This window comes from Clostridium rectalis, from assembly GCF_900626095.1.
Taxonomy (GTDB): Bacteria; Bacillota; Clostridia; order Clostridiales; family Clostridiaceae; genus Clostridium_AS; species Clostridium_AS rectalis.
Map to the genome: position 1 here is coordinate 16,663 of NZ_UYZZ01000015.1, position 19,345 is coordinate 36,007.

General features: G+C 25.7%; 25 protein-coding genes. 24 read left to right on the top strand and 1 reads right to left on the bottom strand.

The genetic code is table 11. From position 1 onward, the window contains the following. Positions 1-22: 22 nt before the first annotated feature. The 18 genes from EJL03_RS15375 (at position 23) to EJL03_RS15450 (ending at position 15,325) form a co-directional block, all read left to right on the top strand. The gene (locus tag EJL03_RS15375; RefSeq protein ID WP_125154848.1) at positions 23-3,373 is read left to right on the top strand and encodes a PHP domain-containing protein; all 3,351 of its coding nucleotides are present in this window, start codon (positions 23-25) and stop codon (positions 3,371-3,373) included. Beyond that, entirely contained in the window at positions 3,373-5,616 is a 2,244-nt protein-coding gene (locus EJL03_RS15380; RefSeq protein WP_243108737.1) for an AAA family ATPase, read from the top strand. The genes EJL03_RS15375 and EJL03_RS15380 overlap by 1 nt, the downstream gene beginning before the upstream one ends. 99 nt (positions 5,617-5,715) lie before the next feature. Beyond that, positions 5,716-6,351, top strand: a complete 636-nt coding sequence (gene rnhA, locus EJL03_RS15385) for a ribonuclease HI (protein WP_125154850.1) — start codon at positions 5,716-5,718, stop codon at positions 6,349-6,351. A gap of 230 nt (positions 6,352-6,581) precedes the next feature. After that, the gene (locus tag EJL03_RS15390) at positions 6,582-7,190 is read left to right on the top strand and encodes a hypothetical protein (protein WP_125154851.1); all 609 of its coding nucleotides are present in this window, start codon (positions 6,582-6,584) and stop codon (positions 7,188-7,190) included. A 133-nt stretch (positions 7,191-7,323) separates the two neighbouring features. Continuing rightward, positions 7,324-7,950, top strand: coding sequence for an IDEAL domain-containing protein (locus EJL03_RS15395; RefSeq protein WP_125154852.1), 627 nt, complete (start codon positions 7,324-7,326; stop codon positions 7,948-7,950). A gap of 66 nt (positions 7,951-8,016) precedes the next feature. Next, positions 8,017-8,301 carry a hypothetical protein gene (locus tag EJL03_RS15400; protein WP_125154853.1) on the top strand — a complete coding sequence of 95 codons (285 nt, stop codon included), beginning with the start codon at positions 8,017-8,019 and terminating at the stop codon, positions 8,299-8,301. A 192-nt stretch (positions 8,302-8,493) separates the two neighbouring features. Further along, on the top strand, positions 8,494-8,724 hold the full coding sequence (locus EJL03_RS15405; RefSeq protein ID WP_125154854.1) for a hypothetical protein: 231 nt from the start codon (positions 8,494-8,496) through the stop codon (positions 8,722-8,724). A gap of 21 nt (positions 8,725-8,745) precedes the next feature. Further along, positions 8,746-9,033 carry a hypothetical protein gene (locus EJL03_RS15410; RefSeq protein ID WP_125154855.1) on the top strand — a complete coding sequence of 96 codons (288 nt, stop codon included), beginning with the start codon at positions 8,746-8,748 and terminating at the stop codon, positions 9,031-9,033. Positions 9,034-9,146: 113 nt separating this feature from the next. Next, on the top strand, positions 9,147-9,368 hold the full coding sequence (locus EJL03_RS15415; protein WP_125154856.1) for a hypothetical protein: 222 nt from the start codon (positions 9,147-9,149) through the stop codon (positions 9,366-9,368). A 28-nt stretch (positions 9,369-9,396) separates the two neighbouring features. Next, the gene (locus tag EJL03_RS16240; RefSeq protein ID WP_164509122.1) at positions 9,397-9,537 is read left to right on the top strand and encodes a hypothetical protein; all 141 of its coding nucleotides are present in this window, start codon (positions 9,397-9,399) and stop codon (positions 9,535-9,537) included. Further along, a complete protein-coding gene (locus tag EJL03_RS15420; RefSeq protein ID WP_125154857.1) occupies positions 9,537-10,400 on the top strand; it encodes a prohibitin family protein in 864 nt (287 codons plus the stop codon). Before EJL03_RS16240 ends, EJL03_RS15420 begins: the two co-directional genes overlap by 1 nt. A 133-nt stretch (positions 10,401-10,533) precedes the next feature. Beyond that, on the top strand, positions 10,534-10,893 hold the full coding sequence (locus tag EJL03_RS15425) for a hypothetical protein (protein WP_125154858.1): 360 nt from the start codon (positions 10,534-10,536) through the stop codon (positions 10,891-10,893). Positions 10,894-10,922: 29 nt separating this feature from the next. Continuing rightward, entirely contained in the window at positions 10,923-11,081 is a 159-nt protein-coding gene (locus EJL03_RS16245) for a hypothetical protein (RefSeq protein WP_164509123.1), read from the top strand. 22 nt (positions 11,082-11,103) lie between these two features. Continuing rightward, the gene (locus EJL03_RS15430) at positions 11,104-11,313 is read left to right on the top strand and encodes a hypothetical protein (protein WP_125154859.1); all 210 of its coding nucleotides are present in this window, start codon (positions 11,104-11,106) and stop codon (positions 11,311-11,313) included. A gap of 280 nt (positions 11,314-11,593) precedes the next feature. Continuing rightward, complete coding sequence (locus tag EJL03_RS15435; RefSeq protein WP_125154860.1) at positions 11,594-11,902, top strand: hypothetical protein; 309 nt, start codon at positions 11,594-11,596, stop codon at positions 11,900-11,902. 65 nt (positions 11,903-11,967) lie between these two features. Then, positions 11,968-14,193, top strand: a complete 2,226-nt coding sequence (locus EJL03_RS15440; protein WP_125154861.1) for an anaerobic ribonucleoside triphosphate reductase — start codon at positions 11,968-11,970, stop codon at positions 14,191-14,193. Between the two features lie 18 nt (positions 14,194-14,211). Next, on the top strand, positions 14,212-14,709 hold the full coding sequence (gene nrdG, locus EJL03_RS15445) for an anaerobic ribonucleoside-triphosphate reductase activating protein (RefSeq protein ID WP_279222092.1): 498 nt from the start codon (positions 14,212-14,214) through the stop codon (positions 14,707-14,709). A gap of 199 nt (positions 14,710-14,908) precedes the next feature. Next, positions 14,909-15,325 carry a dCTP deaminase/dUTPase family protein gene (locus EJL03_RS15450; protein WP_125154863.1) on the top strand — a complete coding sequence of 139 codons (417 nt, stop codon included), beginning with the start codon at positions 14,909-14,911 and terminating at the stop codon, positions 15,323-15,325. Between the two features lie 494 nt (positions 15,326-15,819). Here EJL03_RS15450 and EJL03_RS15455 read toward each other — a convergent pair whose 3' ends face one another. Further along, on the bottom strand, positions 15,820-15,966 hold the full coding sequence (locus EJL03_RS15455) for a ribbon-helix-helix domain-containing protein (protein WP_080444824.1): 147 nt from the start codon (positions 15,964-15,966) through the stop codon (positions 15,820-15,822). 117 nt (positions 15,967-16,083) lie between these two features. On the opposite strand from EJL03_RS15455, the gene EJL03_RS15460 reads away from it, so the two are divergent. From EJL03_RS15460 to EJL03_RS15485, 6 genes are all read left to right on the top strand, one after another. Further along, complete coding sequence (locus EJL03_RS15460) at positions 16,084-17,475, top strand: RNA-guided endonuclease TnpB family protein (RefSeq protein ID WP_125154864.1); 1,392 nt, start codon at positions 16,084-16,086, stop codon at positions 17,473-17,475. A 246-nt stretch (positions 17,476-17,721) separates the two neighbouring features. Then, positions 17,722-17,856, top strand: a complete 135-nt coding sequence (locus tag EJL03_RS16500; protein WP_423243357.1) for a hypothetical protein — start codon at positions 17,722-17,724, stop codon at positions 17,854-17,856. Positions 17,857-17,913: 57 nt separating this feature from the next. Continuing rightward, positions 17,914-18,261 (top strand): hypothetical protein, encoded by a 348-nt coding sequence (locus tag EJL03_RS15470; protein WP_125154865.1) that lies wholly within the window; start codon positions 17,914-17,916, stop codon positions 18,259-18,261. Positions 18,262-18,300: 39 nt separating this feature from the next. After that, complete coding sequence (locus tag EJL03_RS15475) at positions 18,301-18,552, top strand: hypothetical protein (protein ID WP_125154866.1); 252 nt, start codon at positions 18,301-18,303, stop codon at positions 18,550-18,552. A 43-nt stretch (positions 18,553-18,595) separates the two neighbouring features. Further along, positions 18,596-18,940 (top strand): hypothetical protein, encoded by a 345-nt coding sequence (locus tag EJL03_RS15480; RefSeq protein WP_125154867.1) that lies wholly within the window; start codon positions 18,596-18,598, stop codon positions 18,938-18,940. 41 nt (positions 18,941-18,981) lie between these two features. Then, the gene (locus EJL03_RS15485) at positions 18,982-19,209 is read left to right on the top strand and encodes a hypothetical protein (RefSeq protein WP_125154868.1); all 228 of its coding nucleotides are present in this window, start codon (positions 18,982-18,984) and stop codon (positions 19,207-19,209) included. Positions 19,210-19,345 lie beyond the last annotated feature (136 nt).

Consider the following 19,345-nt stretch of genomic DNA (forward strand, 5'->3'; position numbering starts at 1 on the left):
ATAAAATTAGAAAGGAGAATATATGAATAGCTATGTAGTACATCATTTACATGATGATACCTCAAACTGTAATGGTTTTGCTGATTCTTGTACAAAATATGATGAATATATAAAGATGGCTAAAAAATCAAATATGAAAGCAATAGCTTTTAGTAATCATGGTGGAATTTATGATTGGGTAAAAAAGAAACAAGCCTGTGATAAAGCCAAAATAAAATATATACATGGAGTTGAATTATATTTATGTATTAATTTAGAAGACAATATAAGAGGGTGGCATATTGGATTATATTCTAAAAACTGGGAAGGCATCAAAGAGTTAAATACTTTAATGAGTATGGCAACATCTAAGGGAGAAAAAGAAGATAATTCAGATAGACATATGTATTATAACCCAAGAATATCTTTTTCAGAACTGATGAACACATCTTCAAATATAATAATTACTACAGCTTGTTTAGCATCACCATTATGGCAATTATCAGATAAATCTGTATTAAAAAAAGAAAACGGAACAGAAATATATAAATATAATATACAAAAAAGAGATGAATTACTTAATTGGTTATCTAAAAATAAAGATAGATGTTTTTTAGAAGTGCAATATCATAATTGTGAACATCAAAAATTATTTAATAAGCAATTGTATGAATGGCATAAAAAATATAATATACCTTTAATAGCAGGAACAGATACTCATTCATCAACTAGATATAAAGCCGAATGTAGAAAAGTATTGCAAAAGGCAAAAGATAGTTTTTATGGTGAAGAAGATGAATTTGATTTAGTATGGAAAACTTATGATGAATTAATAAAATGCTTTGAAAATCAAAATGTTTTACCTAAAGAAGTTTATATGAAAGCTATTAATAATACAAATAAATTAGCTGATATGGTTGAAGATTTTGAGTTAGATAGAACTTTTAAATATCCAGATCTTTATGGGAATAATGCAAATCAATTATGGAAAAAACTAATAGAAAAAAAATTAAAAGAAAAAATAGATAAAAATATTATAGATAAAAAAAATATAAAAAAATATAAAAAAAGAATAATTGAAGAATTTAAAGCTATGTCAAAACAAAATATGGAGAGTTTTATGATGTTTATGTCTGAACTAATGACATGGTGTAGAGAAAACGACATTCATTCTTCACCATGCAGAGGTTCAGTGGGAGGAAGTTTAATCGCATATATAACTGATGTTATAGATGTAGACCCTATAATTTGGAATACTGTGTTTTCAAGATTTTGTAATGCGGATAGAATATCTTTAGCAGATATTGACCAAGATTTTAGTCCATCAGATAGAAAAAAGGTTTATCAATACATAATTAATAGATTTGGTAATAAAAATGTGTCATATATATTATCACTTAGCACAATACAAGATAGAGGTAGCATTGATGTATTAGCAAAAGGCTTAGATTATAAAGATTTGTCTGTTGTAAAAAAAATAAAAAACAGTTTTGATGAAATTTTTGCAGAATATTCTAAAATAATTCAAGAAGAAGTCAATCTTGAAGAATTAGAAGAAGCAACTAGTAAATCTCCTAATTTTGATGACTACCATTTATATATAGAGAGAATTAGAAATAAAGAAAAACTTAGTAAAGTTAAAGAATTGAATAATAAATGGGAACAATTAAGACAAAGCAATAAAGAATTGTTTTATTACTTTGATGGTATAAAAGGTACAATTATTGCAAAAGGTAATCATCCAGCAGGAATGATAGGAAGCCCTATTACATTATATGATAATTTGGGGATTTTTTATAAAAAGGGTGATGAAAATTTCCCCGTTTCATTTTGTTCAATGAAAGCAGTAGATTTTTTAAATTATGTTAAATTTGATATATTGGGCTTAAAAACAATAGGTATTATTCAAGATACATATAAACTAATAAATAAACAATGGAAATATGCACATGAAATTAATTGGAAAGATAATAAAGTATGGGAAGATATGAATACAAGCAATGTTGGACTGTTTCAATTTGAAGGAGATTTTGCATTTGATTTATTATCTAAATTTAAATGTAAAACAATTAATGATATGTCATTAGTAAATGCTTCTTTAAGACCTAGTGGAAAATCATATAGAAATAGATTAATAAAAAAAGAAATTAATCAAAATCCTTCAGAAGAGATAAATAATTTATTAAAAGATAATTATGGGTATTTGGTCTTTCAAGAAGATACTATTAAGTTCTTAACCGATATATGTGATTTTAGTGGTTCTCTTGCTGATACTACCCGAAGATGCATTGGGAAAAAAGATGTTAAGGGGCTTCAAGAACAATTACCTAAAATTTTAGAAGGTTATTGTAATCATTCAAAAAAAACAAGAGAAATTGCAGAAAAAGAAGCAAAAGAGTTTATACAAATCGTATCTGATTCATCAGAATATCAATTTGGATATAATCATTCAACAGGTTATTCAATGAATGGATTTTATTGTGCGATGTTAAGACATTATTATCCTTTAGAGTTTATAACTTCATATTTAAATTGGGCAGAAACAGAAGAAGATATTAGACAAGGAATAAAATTAGCTAAAACAAAAGGAATTAAACTTAATGACTATAAATTCAGATATTCAAAAGCAGAATATATGTATGATAAATCAACAAATTCTATTTACAAAGGGGTAGGCTCTATAAAATTCTTAAATGAGCAAGCATCCAATGAATTATATGATTTAAGAAATAATAAATATAATAGTTTTATAGATTTGTTAAAAGATTTAAATATAAAAACATCTATTAATTCAAGACAATTAGAGATTTTAATTAAATTAGACTATTTTTCTGAGTTTGGTAAATCTAAAAAGTTATTAAAAATTATGAATATAATGGATGTTTTATATGACAAAAAACAAATAAAAAAAGATAAAATAATAGAATTAGGATTGACAGAGGATTTGATCAAAAAATATTCAAACAAAGAAACTGCTAAATTATTTAAAGATATTGATATGGAAGGAATGATTCAAGAATTAGTTACAAATATTCCAAATAAAGATATATCAATAAAAGATAAATTATCTGCTGAGATAGAATATTTAGGATATCCAACAACAACAATTTCAAAAGCAAGTAATGGATTTTATTTTGTGTTGGAATTACAAATATTTAAAAATAAAAGGTCAATTACATATTATCCAAAAGTATATAATATAAAAAATGGAGAGATTAAAAAAATGAAAATAAAAGACTATATATTATTTTCAGAAAATCCTTTTAAGGAAGGTAATATTATTAAGGTTTTAGAAGATCATAAGGAATCTAAAAGAAAAAAAGATGAAAATGGTAAATGGCATCAATCTAAAACAGAATTTAATGAAGTTGTAGATTTATGGGAGGTTTATTAGTGAAAGATAGTATAATTTATGAATTTAAATGTAGAGTCATATCTCCTAAGTTCGTTTCGGAGGATTTTAAAATATATAAAATAGAAATAGATAAAAATATTTATCCTGATTTAAAACAGAATAATAAAAAGGAATATATAATAGTTGGGAATATACATAATTTAGTGCCTGATATAGAATATACTATAAGAGCAACAGAAGAAAATAAGAAATATGGTTATCAATATAAAGTTTTAAATGTTAAAAGAGAAAAACCTACTAATAAAACTACTGCTAAGAAATTTCTTACAGAAGTTTTAACTTATAAAGAAGCTGACGTGTTATTAAAGGTATATCCTGATATTATAGATAAAGTAATCAAGAATGATTTAGATGATATAGATTTGTCTTTAACAAAAGGAATAAAAGAGAAAAAATTTGAAAAAATAAAAAATAATATAATAGAAAATTTTTGTTTAATAGATTTAATAGATGAGTTTGGTGGAAATTTATCTATTAATATCATAAAAAAATTATATGATAAATTCACATCTACAAAAACCATTAAACAACAAATGAAAGCAAACCCCTATAATTGTCTTTGTCGATTATCAAGAGTGGGTTTTAAAACAGCAGATTCCATTTTATTAGGAATGGAAGAACAATTTCAAAATAATCAAATAAAAGATAATTTTCAATTTGATTATGATTTAAAAACATCAGAAACTAGAATGAAAGCTTGTATAAATTATATATTAGAAGAAAATGAATCTAATGGAAATACTAGAATTGATTTAAAAGAAATTAGAAAAGAATGTAATAAGTTAACCCCTCAATGTATTCAATATTTTGTTAAAATAATTAAAAATTCTAAAGACTTATATTTAGATATGAATTCAAAAACTTTATCACTAAAAAAAACTTATGAAACTGAGAGATATATAGCTGAAAAAGTAAATCATATGTTAAAAAATAAGAATCAAAAATGGAATATTCCTTATGAAATATATAGAGAAGATAAAGATATTATATTAACAAACGAGCAATTAAATACTTTAAGAGGGGTGTGTCAGCACAATGTTAGTATATTAACAGCACCAGCAGGGGCAGGGAAAAGCCAATCTGTTAAAATGGTTGTTAATATGTTAGAAGACAATGATAAAACTTATTTGTTGGCTACCCCAACAGGAAAAAGTTCAGAAGTATTAGCTACTTATGTAGATAGAGATGCAGGTACAATACATAGACAATTAAAATATAATCCATCTGAAGACCCTGCTTGGGGATTTAATGAAGATAATAAATTAAAGGTAGACACTGTAATTATAGATGAATTCGGAATGACAGATATTTATTTGATGAAACATTTATTAGATGCTATAGATTTTGAAAATACTAAACTATTATTAGTTTTTGACAGTTATCAGTTAAGTAGTGTTGGTTGTGGAAATATAGCTCATGATCTACTTACTAGCAAAATTATACCTACTACATTCTTAACTAAAATATTTAGGTATAACGAAGGTGGATTAATGCAAATAGTTACTAAGATAAGAAATGGAGAACAGTTTCTACCAGATGATTTTAAAGGTGTTAAAATATTTGGACAAAAAAAGGATTATATATATTTAGAAAGACCTCAAAATATGATTATAAGTGAAATATTGAAAATTTATGCTAAATTATTAAAAGATGATTTTAGCATAAATGATGTTATGGTGTTATCAGCTTATAATAAAGGAGAGTATGGTACTAAAAATATTAATAATTATATACAACAATTAATACAGAAAAATAAAGATAACAAATATATGCAAAGGGGAGATACTAAATTCTATAAAGGAGATAAAATTATTCAAATAAAAAATAATTATAAAGCTATTAATGTATATGAAGAAATTGCATCTGTTTATAATGGAAATACAGGAGTTGTAATTGATATTGGATGGAATGAAATGATAGTCGACTTTGGAAAAGAACAAATTATATATACTAAAGAAAACTTAGATGAAATAGAATTAGGGTATTGTATTTCTATACATAAGGCACAAGGTGACAACAGTAAAAACATAATTTTAATTTCACCTAAAGCACATACTTTTATGTTAAATTCTAATTTGTTATATGTTGGAGGGACTAGGGCTAAATTAAGAGTATTTCATATTGGAAATATAAGAACTATAAACAAAGCACTAAAGAAAAAAGAAAATTTACAAAGAAATACATTCTTAAAAGATTTATTAATAGAACTAAATACAAAATAATTTAACGAATATTATTTGACAAACATAAAATAATTTGATAAAATAAGATTACAGGTTAAGGGAAATAAAACCTGTAATCTAAAGAGGGGAGTATAGTTAATGAAAAATACAATTATAATATATTGTGACGGTGGCTGTAGAGGAAACCAAAAAAAAGATAATATAGGTGGATGGGGTGCTATTTTAAATCAAAATGGTACAGACAATAAGAAAGAGATATACGGAAATAAGGTTAACACAACAAATAATCAGATGGAATTGACAGCTTGCATTAAATCTCTAGAAGCAATTAAAAGGGATGTAAGACCTATATGTAACATTGAAATACATTCAGATAGTGCTTATCTAGTTAATGGTATGAATAGTTGGATTCATGGTTGGTTACAAAAGAATTGGAGAAATTCACAAAAGAAACCTGTTGAAAATAAAGAGCTATGGCAACAAATATTAGAATTAACAAAACAGTTTAAAGATGTAACTTTTAATAAATGCAAAGGACACGATGGTGTAGAATTGAATGAAAGAGCAGATGAATTAGCTAACATTGCTATGGATGAATTAGAAAATAAGGAAACAGTTGATATAGATAAGAATACAGAATTACAAACTATCTTAGGAAATTTAAAATCTAATAAAAGAAAATTAGAAGAATTAGATATGAAAGGATGTATAGAAGATGCTATACAAAATCTTAATTTGGTAATAGAAAATATTAATAATGAGTTAGATGAATAAATTTTATATACAAGCTTATATATCAGTCAGAAATGAAAAAATCTAAAAATTTACAAAAATAAATTTAAAATCAATACAGATGCGTTTTAACCAAAATGACTAAAATTACAAAAAACTTATTTTAAGAATGGCTTAACCAAGCCATTTGCAAGGGGTAAAAATGATATAAAATAAGAATTTTATAGTAATTATAAAACAATTTAATAATACAATAAAAGGAGAGTGTTATAATGGAAAAATTTTATATAGCAACAAGACCAAGTAAATATTATCAAGACTTGCAGGAGTACATACAAAGACGAGAAAAACAAAAAGAATTCGTGTTTAAATTTTTAAGAGAAAAAGGTATTCAAGCAAAAGAATACTGGCTATATGGTGATGGACTTTGTGATATACCATTTTCAGAAGAAGATAAAAAAGACATTTCTTTATCAATAATACCAACTGATGAGGATAAAGAAAGTTTAAGTAAACAATTGTATAAACCAGATCAATATGAACTATGTAGTTTTAAAAAGAATAGTAAAATAGGTAAAGAATTTGAACAGTATTGTATAGATAATAAGATAATTATAAATTTATTAAAACCAAGAATAGGTGATTATTTTAAATCCACTTCTACTAATAATTTATCTTTAGGCGGATATAGATTAAGTCAATTTGAATTGGAGCATAAGCTATATGTTAAATTAGATAGTCATAAAATAAATGAAGAAACCAAAGCTCCTGAAGGGTTTATTGAAATTAAATTAAGTGAATTTTATAAAAAGAGGAAAGAAGTGAGATATGGGAAGAAAGGGAAGCATATTATGGAGGAAGTTCACTTGAATGCATGGTGAAATTAAATTCTTATTTAGATAAGTATTTATTATATATTATTGTTCAATTTGATGAAGTAATAAAACGAGGGATGCTTGAAGACTATTGGAAAAATAATTTTATAAAATGATTCTTTTATTAAAAACTTAGGAGATGATTAAAATTTTAGATATTCAAGATAAAGGGTTTCTTAAAGATATGATAAATATAGCCTTAGAAACAAAAGATAAAAAATGGTTTAATCAATTAACAGAAGAATTAAATAAGTTAGAAAAAGAAGATAATATAGAATTAGATTTATTTAATCCTAAAAATAACCAAGAAGGGCATTGTGATTTATTAAGATATGAGTATTATATATTTCAAAATGATTGTGATTTAGTTGAGGGTTATCCTTTAGCAATCACAGGCAATAAAATTCATGGAAGTATAAATGATGTAGAAATTTTAAATAAAATAGAATTAATTGTTCGAGCAAAAGACAATAGAGAATATAAAAATGGGGATAAAATATCCAGATTAGAACTAGAAATATGTGATGATAATGATTTAATATTTACTGCTTTTTGGCTATTAGGTTATCTTGGAGGACGGGTAAATATGAATAACTATTGTAATATTATTAAGCAAGAAAATGAAATGTTAGAAAAGCAAGTAGAAAATTTAAAAAAGTATAATGATTTATTAAAATCAGGATTAAAGACATTGCAAGATAATCATTTAAATAATAAAAAAAAGAAGAGATTTAAACTAATTGATTTAAATTTTTGGAAGAGATAAGTGTTAATGTAAATAATTTAATAAAATCAGTAAATCAGTAAATTAGAAAGGACTTAGGTGAGAAAAATGAATAAAATATTTGAGACAACAGGAGTAAACGAAAATAAGTTGACATTATATATATTATGTAACTCTAAAAAAGAAGTAAACAAATTAAGTGATTATCTTTGGGAAGATAGAAGAAAAGGAGAAATAATAGAACATGATATAGAAGATAATTGCTGTTATTATGATTATAGTAAAGAAGAATTGGTTAAAATACCTTTTAGAGATTTAATTAAAGAAAAAAGATTAGATTTACATAAAGAATATAATAAACCAGTAACGATTCATCATGTATATGCCGAATAGAAATAATTTAATAAAAATTAATACATAAACTTGACAAATATAGAATAATTTAGTAATATTGAAAAGGAAGGTTGAGGAAGATTGAATAAGGGAAATATTTATTTTAATGAGTTTAAAGATATATTCAATAATCCAGAAATGTATTTAGAAGATGATGGGTTAAATTTATTATACGAATTTGTCACAGACTCTTTGAACATGTTGCAACAAAATCAAAAGAGAGAACTGAAACGAATATTACAACGCATTGAAACAGAAATAGAAGTTCGAAGGCTTAATAATGACAAGTGTCCAAAATGCAATGAAGAATTAATAGTGCTAACGGAAAAGGATTGTGAAATGCTTGAGCATTTTGGTACAGAATGTCGTCAATTAATAAGTATTAGAAAATGTCCTAATTGTGGTTGGAAGTATGATGATTAGGAAATAGGAAGGAATGATTGTTTGATGATATCGAAAAAATTATTAGCTATTATTTGTATTTTAGCTTTAAGTAATATGTATTTACTACATAGTAAGAATAAGAATGACCAGCAAATACATACTCAACAAAAAACAATTAAAAAAGAGCAAACTAGAAACAAAATATTAACAAAAGAGATTGATAATAAGACTATTAGAATTAAAAATTTAGAAAAAAATATAAAAAATTTAGAAAAAAATATAAATAATTTAAGAAAGAAGAGTAAGCAATTAAAAAAGCTAAGCTATCGAGAGGAGGTGATTTATTAAATATTAAACAAATTAAGAAAATTAAGGTACATATAACATATTATACAAATATTGATAATGCACTTCAAGGCGGACAGTTAGATAAGAGAGGGAAAGATTTAACATCCCATAATATGAAAGTATGTGCTATGCCTAAAGAGATTTCTTACGGGAGTATTTTACATATAGATGGTATGGGCAGTCATAAAGTAGTTGACTCAGGTGGGGCGATACGATGGCTAAATGAAAATAAAACAGAATGTAAAGTAGATATATTCATACCAAATGTTAGTGAACGGTGGATAATAAATAATACTGAGAATAGAATAGTCGATGCTGTTCTATATATAAAATAATTTAAAAAGAAAAGGAGATATCTTAATTATGAATCCAGTCTTTTATTTAATTGTATTTTTGATATCAGTTATTGTCTTTATATCATTAATACCTATATGCAATAAGTTAGTTGACTTAGCAAGAATAATTTCAAATAAAATATTTAAAGATAATGAGGAGAATGAATAATGAATAAGAAATTTTTATCAAGTTTAATAGCAGGAGTATTAGTTATAGGAGGAGTGTTTACATTATTTAAATCAACAGAAAGAATTAAAGCAGGATATGTAGGAGTTGTTTATAGTATGGATGGAGGAGTAGAAGGTAAAACTTTAGGTCAAGGTTGGCATTTAATATCTCCATTCAAAAAAGTTGTAGAGTATTCAGTTGCTACAGAACAAGCATTTTTAAGCAAAGATAAAAAAGAAGGTTCTGAAGATGATGATAGTTTTTTAATACCGAGTAAGGATGGAAAAACACTTTCTGTGGATTTAGAGCTGTCATATCATTTTGACAATGAGAAATTGCCACAGACATTTACGAGATTTAAAGGGCAAAAGGGAGATGTAATTGAACAAACCTTTATAAAAGGAAAAATGAAAGCATATGCGACAGAAGTATCTTCTAAGTTTTCAGTGCTAGATATTTATGGAGAAAAGAGAAGTAATTTAAATAGGGAATTATATGAGTATTCTAAAGAAAAATTTAAAGAATATGGAATAGTTATTGATAGTGTGAATTTTACTAGAATAAACGTAGATGGACAAACTAACAAGGCTATACAAGATAGGATTAACGCACAACAACAATTAGAAAAGCAAAAAATAGAATTAGAAACTGCAAAAATAAAAGCACAAAAAGATAAAGTAGATGCAGAATCTAAAGCAAAAGTAACAGAGATAGGAGCTAAAGCTGAAGCTGATGCAAATAAATTAAAGCAATCTACATTGAATAATACTATTGTAGAGTATGAAAAAGTAAAAAAATGGGATGGTAAAGTACCTCAAGTACAGGGAGGAAATCCCATATTAGATATGAGAACTAATAAATAATTTAATACATAAGTTGTATATTATAGCTTTAATCAACTATAATATACAACGATTCAGATAATTTAAAATATGGATTTTATTTAAAATCAATTAATAAAGAATTAATGTCCAATAAAAAGAGGAGGATAACTAAATGAGTAAGAAATTTACAGGGTATTTACAATATTTTGAGGAAAAATTCCCTATAGGAGAAGAAACAAATAAAATAGATATTAAAGGGAACAAGCTTAACACAGGAGATATTGTAACATTTAATGTTGGAAATAATAATAGCGTAATTTCTGTTGTATGTACTCCGGAAGGAAAAATAATGGGAATATGGGATTTTTCACAGGAACGATTAATTAAACAGTTCAAAGTTAAAAAGATTAGAGGCTATAAAACTTTAGAACATGGTGAAACAATTAATGATGTTGATGTTGTATTAGAAAAACAATTATCAAATTATACAAATGAAGAATTGGTAGAAGAATTAGAAAGGAGGTTAAAATAATTTAATAATTATAAAGAAGGGATAGTGTTATGGGAAAGCAAATTAAAAAAATTAATAAGAATAAAATTCATTTTAATAGCATTAGGGATAAAAATTATTATAATAATAGATATTTAACTTCTTCTGTAGCAACTATAATATTTAAAGATGGAGAAAAGGAATATAGAAGTGAGTGTCTATGGAAGTAATAAAATTAGAGGAGTGATTAATATGTTCACTGATGATTTATTATACAAGATAGAAGTGGATATTACTTCTAAAGTAAAGAAAGGTTGTGATATGACTCCAGATGAATACATAGAAAAATTTAAGATAATATTTCCACAGATAAAAAGTGATGATTTAAAAGCTTGGGAATATCAAATTAAAGGAATAGTTAAAATAGTTAAAACTTATTACAAAGGGATAAAGGAGGATTAATATGAAATTTAAAGTTGATGATAAGGTGTGTATAGGGAGCAAACAAAGATTTAAATTAAAAGAAACTAAAAAATCGTTTACTATATAGAGCATAAGCCTAATGAAAAACAATATAACTTTATAAGCAATGAAAGATTAAATATAAATGACTTTGTAATATGTGATACTAAATTTAGTAAAGCATATGGGAAGGTTGTTTCATATAAAGAAATAGAATTAACAAATGAAGAAAGTTGGAAGTATAAAAAATGTTGGAAAGCATAATTTAAGGAGGTGTAGTATGAGATTAAATTATGGAAATGCAACAATTGAACAAAAAATAAACATTGTTACAGGAATGGTTAAAAAAATAGAAGATGATAAAAAGCCTAAACAAAAAGATGGTATTTTTCAATATGCTTATAATTTTAATAAAACTCTTAGCGTACAAGACATGATAATGGATGGAGGAGTAGATTTTAAGACGATTAATGATGAATATGTTTTTGTTTTTAATGAAAAATCAATAAAAATATTTGAGGATTATTATAAAGATAAATTTACTCAAGAATTACTTGATGAAACAAAAACAAAATTAGGGATTAATTAAAAATATGATAAAGGGTTGATTTTATATTAATTTAAAATAATTTAATATGTGAAAGAAGGAATTACATGATAAAAGTAATAAAAAGAGATGGAAGAAAAGTAGTATTTGAAAAAGAAAGAATTGCCAATGCTATATTGAAGGCTATGGAAAAATCTCAAAACTTAAATAATGGATTAGCAAATAAAATAGCAGAAGACATAGAAACTTATGTTAATAAGCAATGTAGATCACTTTCTGTAGAAGAAATCCAAGATATGGTTGAAAAAAAACTAATGAATTCTTCAAATAAAGCAGTAGCCAAAGAATATATAACTTATAGAGAAAAAAGAAATATCGCAAGAGGTCAAAAAACATATGAAACTTTCATGACAATTGTTAATGCTGAAAAGAATGATATTACAAGAGAAAATGCTAATATGAATGCAGATACTCCAGCAGGAATGATGATGAAATTTGCAAGTGAGTCAACAAAGCCTTTTGTTGACGATATGTTGTTAAGTCCAGAAATTAAAGATGCTGTTAAGAATAACTATATACATATTCATGATAAAGATTATTACCCTACTAAAAGTTTAACTTGTTTACAACATCCTCTTGATAGAATTTTACAAAATGGGTTTCGTGCAGGACATGGGGCAAGTAGACCAGCTAAAAGAATTGAAACAGCTAGTATTATTGGTTGTATTAGTATGGAAACGGTGCAAAATGAAATGCATGGAGGACAAGCAATTCCAGCTTTTGATTTTTATTTAGCTCCTTATGTTAAAAAAACGTTTAAAGAAGAATTAAATAAAGTTATAAAAATTATGAATATAGAAAATTTAATTGATATTAATAAAGTTAAAGTAGAAGATTATATAATAAAATCAATAGAATCTATTGAAAATCCAGTAGATAAGGCAATACAATTTGCTATTAATGAAGCTGTCAAAAGAGTTCATCAAGCTATGGAAGCATTTATTCATAATATGAATACTATTCATTCAAGAGGAGGAAATCAAGTTGTATTTAGCTCTCTAAATTATGGAACTGACACAAGTGCAGAAGGAAGATGTATAATAAGAGAGTTGTTATTAAGCACATATGAGGGTGTAGGCAATGGAGAAACTCCTATATTCCCTATCCAAATTTGGAAAAAGAAAAAAGGTGTTAATTTTTTACCTCAAGATAGAAATTATGATTTATATAAATTAGCTTGTAAGGTAACTGCTAAGAGATTTTTCCCTAACTTTTTAAATCTTGATGCGACTTTTAATCAACATGAAAAGTGGGATGAAAAAGACCCTAATAGGTATATATATGAAGTAGCAACTATGGGTTGTAGAACCAGAGTTTTTGAAGATATATTTGGAGAAAAAACAAGTATAGGTAGAGGTAATTTATCATTCACTTCTATAAATATAGTTAAATTAGCACTCGAAGCAAAAGAAAGATATCCTCATAATGAAAATGAAAGAATAAGAGACTTTTTTAGTAGATTAGAAAAATATCTTGATATTGTAGCAAAACAATTATATGAAAGATTTAATTTTCAATCTACTGCTTTGGCTAAACAATTCCCATTGTTAATGAGCGGATTATGGAATGGCTCAGAACAATTGAATCCTAATGATAAAATTAAAGAAGTTATAAAGACAGGCACTTTAGGGATAGGTTTTATAGGATTAGCAGAATGCCTAGTTGCATTAACTGGATGCCATCATGGAGAGAATAAGGAGTCTCAAAAATTAGGAATTGAAGTTATTACATATATGAGAGATAAAGCAGAGCAATATAAGGAGAAATACAAATTAAACTATTCAATACTAGGTACTCCAGCAGAAGGTTTGAGTGGAAGATTTGTAAAGCAAGATAAAAAAGATTTTGGAATAATTACAAATGTTACAGAAAGAGATTATTATACAAATAGTTCTCATGTACCAGTTTGGTACAAGTGTACAGCAGAACATAAAGCAATAATAGAAGCACCTTATCATGAATTAGAAAGAGGTGGACATATTTTCTATGTTGAGTTAGACGGAGATGCTACACACAATCCTCAAGCAATCATGGGTATTGTAGACCTAATGGATAAGTACAATATAGGATATGGTTCAATAAATCACTTGCGTAATAGATGTTTGGATTGTGGATATGAAAGTGCTGAGAAAAATTTAAAGATATGTCCTAATTGTAGAAGTAAGAAAGTAGATACAATTGAAAGAATCACTGGATATTTAGTTGGGACAGTTGATAGTTGGAATGATGGTAAAAAAGCAGAACTGGAAGATAGGATTACACATAGCATATAAGGAAGTGATAACATTAATATTTCAGGATTTTATGAAGAAAGTATGTCTAATGGTATAGGATGGAGAAGTGTTTTATTTATTAGTGGTTGTCCTCATTACTGTGAGGGCTGTCAAAACCCTCAAACATGGAATGAGAGTTATGGAACATTATTTAATGAAAATTATTATTTAAAATCTATATTAAATAATAAAATGATTGATGGAATAACACTTTCTGGTGGAGAACCTTTAACTGAAAAACATATAGGAGAGTTAATACCATTCTTGAGAAAAATCAAAAAAAATAATTTAAACATATGGTGCTATACAGGATTTGTATTTGAAGAATTAATTAAGAGAACAAATCCAGAAACAAAGGAAATATTAAACCTAATAGATGTAGTAGTAGATGGAAAATTTGTATCGAATCTTAAAGATGCCTCGCTGAGATTTAGGGGGTCTTCGAATCAGCGAATAATAGATGTGCAAAAAAGTTTAAAACAAAATAAAATAATTTTATGGGAAGATGATTTTTAAGAGGTATCTATGAATATTTTCAATAAACTTATAGGAGGCTATTTAGTACGATTAATAGATAAACTATCACATAATATAAAATAATTTAAAAAGAAAATAAATACTTGACAATTATAAAACAATTTGGTAATATAATACTTGTAAGGTTTGGACAACCTTTCCTTGCAAGTATATTTTTTAAAAGAAAGGAAGATGTTTAATGTGTAAAGAGATAAAAATTAAATACCATCATAACAACGAGGATTGGAAGTTAAAGAAAATAGATAAAGGAGACTGGATAGACGTTAGAGCTTGTAAAGTTAAAGTAGTAAAGAATACCAAAGGTTTAAAAGAAGAAAGTGATTCAAATTTATTTACAAAAATACATAGTGGGAAAACAACTGTTTATTATAGAAAAGATGATGTATTAAAAATAAAATTAGGCTTTAGTATGGAATTACCTACAGGATATGAAGCTTATGTATTGCCAAGAAGTAGTACATTTAAAAACTATGGATTATTATTAGTCAATTCAGAAGGAATTATAGATGAATCTTATTGTGGTAATAACGATGAATGGATGATGATATTTTATGCAACTAGAGATGGACAAATAGAATTAGGAGCAACTAATTAGTTGTTAAAAATATACCTAAATATAAATAAATATAGACAAAAGTATATTTTAAAACAAAAGCTCCCTACATTCGTAAAGAGTGTAGAGTGATAGATATAATATCTATCCAAAACTCCTTTAATTGCTGGAAGTCCCTAAGGCTACATTAACCACAACGCAAGAATGAAATAAGTCTAAACGTGATGGTGACGAAAGTAGAAAAAATAATGTAGATGGTACAAGGTTAAATCCTAAACACTTTAATAATGGGTAATCAGCAGGTAAGCCTCGAATAGAGGAAACTTCAACGACTAGAGAGAAATCTCGTACCTTCAAGTGAGGGGAAATGGGGAGAACCCTATCTAATAGGGTTGTGATATAGTCTGTGCGTCATATGAAAGTATGAGAAGTTCATAAGAGAACTGCATAGGGAGTGGCGAACCTATGTGAACACTCTAAAAATATATGCAAATGTCAATTAGATAATTAAACAACCGTATTTTAAAATTTTATAATTATTTATTTTCTAAATCTTTAATAATTAATTTATAAACATAATTACTAACAGAACGTTGTTCTTTACTAGCTTTTAATTTTAATTGTTCATTCATTTCCTTAGGAATAGTAATTTTAATTCTTGTATTATTTTTACTAATAGCCATAATACCACACCTCAAAAATACATTTATTAAATTAAGAATATCATAAACCAAAGGTGTTGACAAGGTGGGGACACTATGATAATATATAAATATGGTAAATAAGTGAGGTGATTAATAATGGGTACTATCATTAAAACAGTAAAACAATATTCCTATGAATTAGATGATGATATATTACAAGAATTAAAGTTTATAGCTAATCAATATAAGAATGTAAAGAACTATGTCTATTCAAGATATAGTGGGATTAATAGTATTCCATTATTGGGTAAAGAAAGGCAAATAAGAGATGAATGGACTAAAATTAAATTCTATGAGCAATGGAAATTACCTGCTAGGTATTGGAAATTAGCATTAACCGAAGCTATGGGAAATATTAAATCTCAATGGTCTAATATAAAGAATGAAATTAAAGAGAAGGTTAAGGTTAATGAGAATTTGTCAAATAAAGATAAACATTATATAAATTATATTGTTAAATTTAATAGTTATTATCATAAAGTTTTAAACCATATAGGCTTCGATATTCCTAAGATATTTAAAAACAAAAATTTAAATTTTAAATATCTAAATAATCTTATTAGAAGATATACTAGAAAATATAAAGGACATATACCTTATTCTAAAGTAGGAAAAACATTTTCTATAGATACTGGATTATACTCTTACAAAAATGATTGTATTAATATAACTTCTACAAAGAAAGGCAAAAGACTGTCTGTAGAATTAACTGACAACAATAAGTATGATAGAACAATGATAGTTAAAATTATAGATAATAGAATAGTTATAAATTGTCCTTTAAAAATAAAAACTAGAAAGAATAAAGATACTAATATTATAGGAATAGACAAAGGCTATAGATATTTATTTGCAGTATCAAGCAATAATTTTTATGGTGAAGGCTTAAATAATATATTATCTAAAGAAACTGAAAGATTAAATAAAGTCAATTCACAAAGAAATAGATTTTGGGCTTTATATAGTCAATATTTAGACCAAGGTAATGTTAAGAAAGCTAAGACCATAAAAGAAAATAATTTAGGTAAAGTAAAATATAATCATAACAAACAAAAACATGACCAAATAGTAAAATCTTATATAAATTATTCATTAAATCAATTAATAAAAGAAGAAAAACCAACTGAAATAGTTATGGAACAATTAGATTTTGTTAATTGGAATGATAAATATCCTAAATCAATAAAACGTAAATTATCAAGATGGATAAAAGGTTATATAAGAGAAAGATTAGAGTTTAAATGTGATTTTTATAGTATTAAATATACTTATATAAATCCTGCGTATACAAGTAAGATTTGTAGTTTTTGTGGAAGTTTTGGTAAAAGAGATGGTGATGTATTTACTTGTCCTAAATGCGGAGAAACACACGCTGATACTAATGCAAGTAAAAATATATTAAATAGAAAATATGATAATGACATTACTTTATATACAAATTATAAAAAAGTTAAAGATATTTTAGAAAATAGATTAAAAGTAAGTTAGAGTTAAATTGATATTAAAAGAGTATTTAATCACAAATATATGTACCTCAGAAATGAAGCATATATTTCATCAGAAATGAGGGTTAGATAAATCTTTAATTATAAAATTTTAAAATACGGTTGTAGGATAGTTTAGTGAGTAGTGACTAGAAATCATCTGGTTATCACGAACTTTACGAACTGGTACATCCAAGACTTAAAATTATCATAAGATAAAATAAGTGCGAATTATCTAATTTGAGTACATTTGTACATATTTTTAGAACCAGCAAGAATGGGACAATTTAGAATACAAGAAAAAATGCCTACATTACAATTTATAGAAGTAGAAGATTTAGGCAATGAAGATAGAGGTGGAATAGGAAGTACAGGAGTTAAATAATAGAAATGATTAAATTCATTCCTTAGTTGTAAGAAAGAAGAAGGGGCGGTTAATAAAATGGAAGAAACGAAAATATCAGATATTAGAAGAATTGCAAATTCTTTAAAAATAATAGATATTAACGAAGATAAATTATGCTTGAAAATACAATCTGAAATTCAAAAATTAAAACAAGAAAGAGATAAATTAAAATTTGTAAATATTATGCTAGTTAATGAAAATAAAAAACAAGAATCAAATATAAAAATTCTTAAAAATAAGAATAGAAAGAAAAATGAAGTGGAGCTTAACAATACATATAATAAATTAAAGAATGAGAATAATGAATTAAATATAGCTATAAATGGATTAAAAAAGGAAATTCAATATTATAAAGATTACATAAGGAAAAACAAAATTGCATAAATTAACTATTTTATTCAAAATAATTTAAAAAGAAAGGAGATGAATAGGCTGAATAAAAATGAGTTAGCAAATTTAAAAGAAAATAAGCATTATTGGAAGGTAGAAAAGGTAGCTTTAGAAGTTGGGATAAAGCCAGAACAAGCATTGAAATTTATAGATTATTATGTACAGTTGCCTATATCAGATGTATTTGCAGTAGAGAAAGCAGCAAAGCAATCTGATATATCATTAGAGAAAGCACTAGAGTTTAAAACAGCTTATTATTTATTTGGAAATTATAAATATTTATAAATATATTTTAAAATTATGATGTAATAAAGTGAGGAGAAATAAAATGGGCAAAAAATATTTAGTTCTATGTAATAGACACAATAGTATATTTGGTGGAGAATGGGGTTTGTTTTGGGGATGTAGAGAAAATGAAGGTGGATATAATTCTGATTTGCGAACCGCACATAGATTTGATGAGAGTGAAATACATAGATTTAACGACAATAGGGATATACCAATACCTATAGATGTTCTAGGCATACCAGAGGAATGTGAAGATGAAAAAACTATAAATGAAAACATTAATGTTATGATTGAGAAGGGAACTTTAAATGATTTATTAGATTTAGATTTAAAGCCATTACATCAAACAGGACAATATTGCCCCAGTTGCGGTGAAGAACTCTAAAAACAGAGGTCTAAAAATAAAGTATAAGGAGACAAAAATATATGATTACTAAAGAGATGTATTTAGAAGGTCTTAGATGTAAAGGAATATGTACACTAAATTGCAAAGATAAAAATGACTGTTATCAGTATACTAAAGTGGTTGAAAATGTAAAAAGTGATATAGAAATTAGAATATTCAACCACAAAACAAATAAGGTTGCATATAAAACCTTATCTAAATTAGAAGCAAATTTATTATTAGATAATATAGAATTAAAATGGGATTGATACATATTTTGAAATTAATGCGACGAAATAAAATTAAAAGAAAGGAGATAATGAAGTAATTCTAGATAATATGTGACCGGTCATCTTCTGACGAGAAGATATGAATGTATTAAGTTTATGTGATGGAATGAGTGGA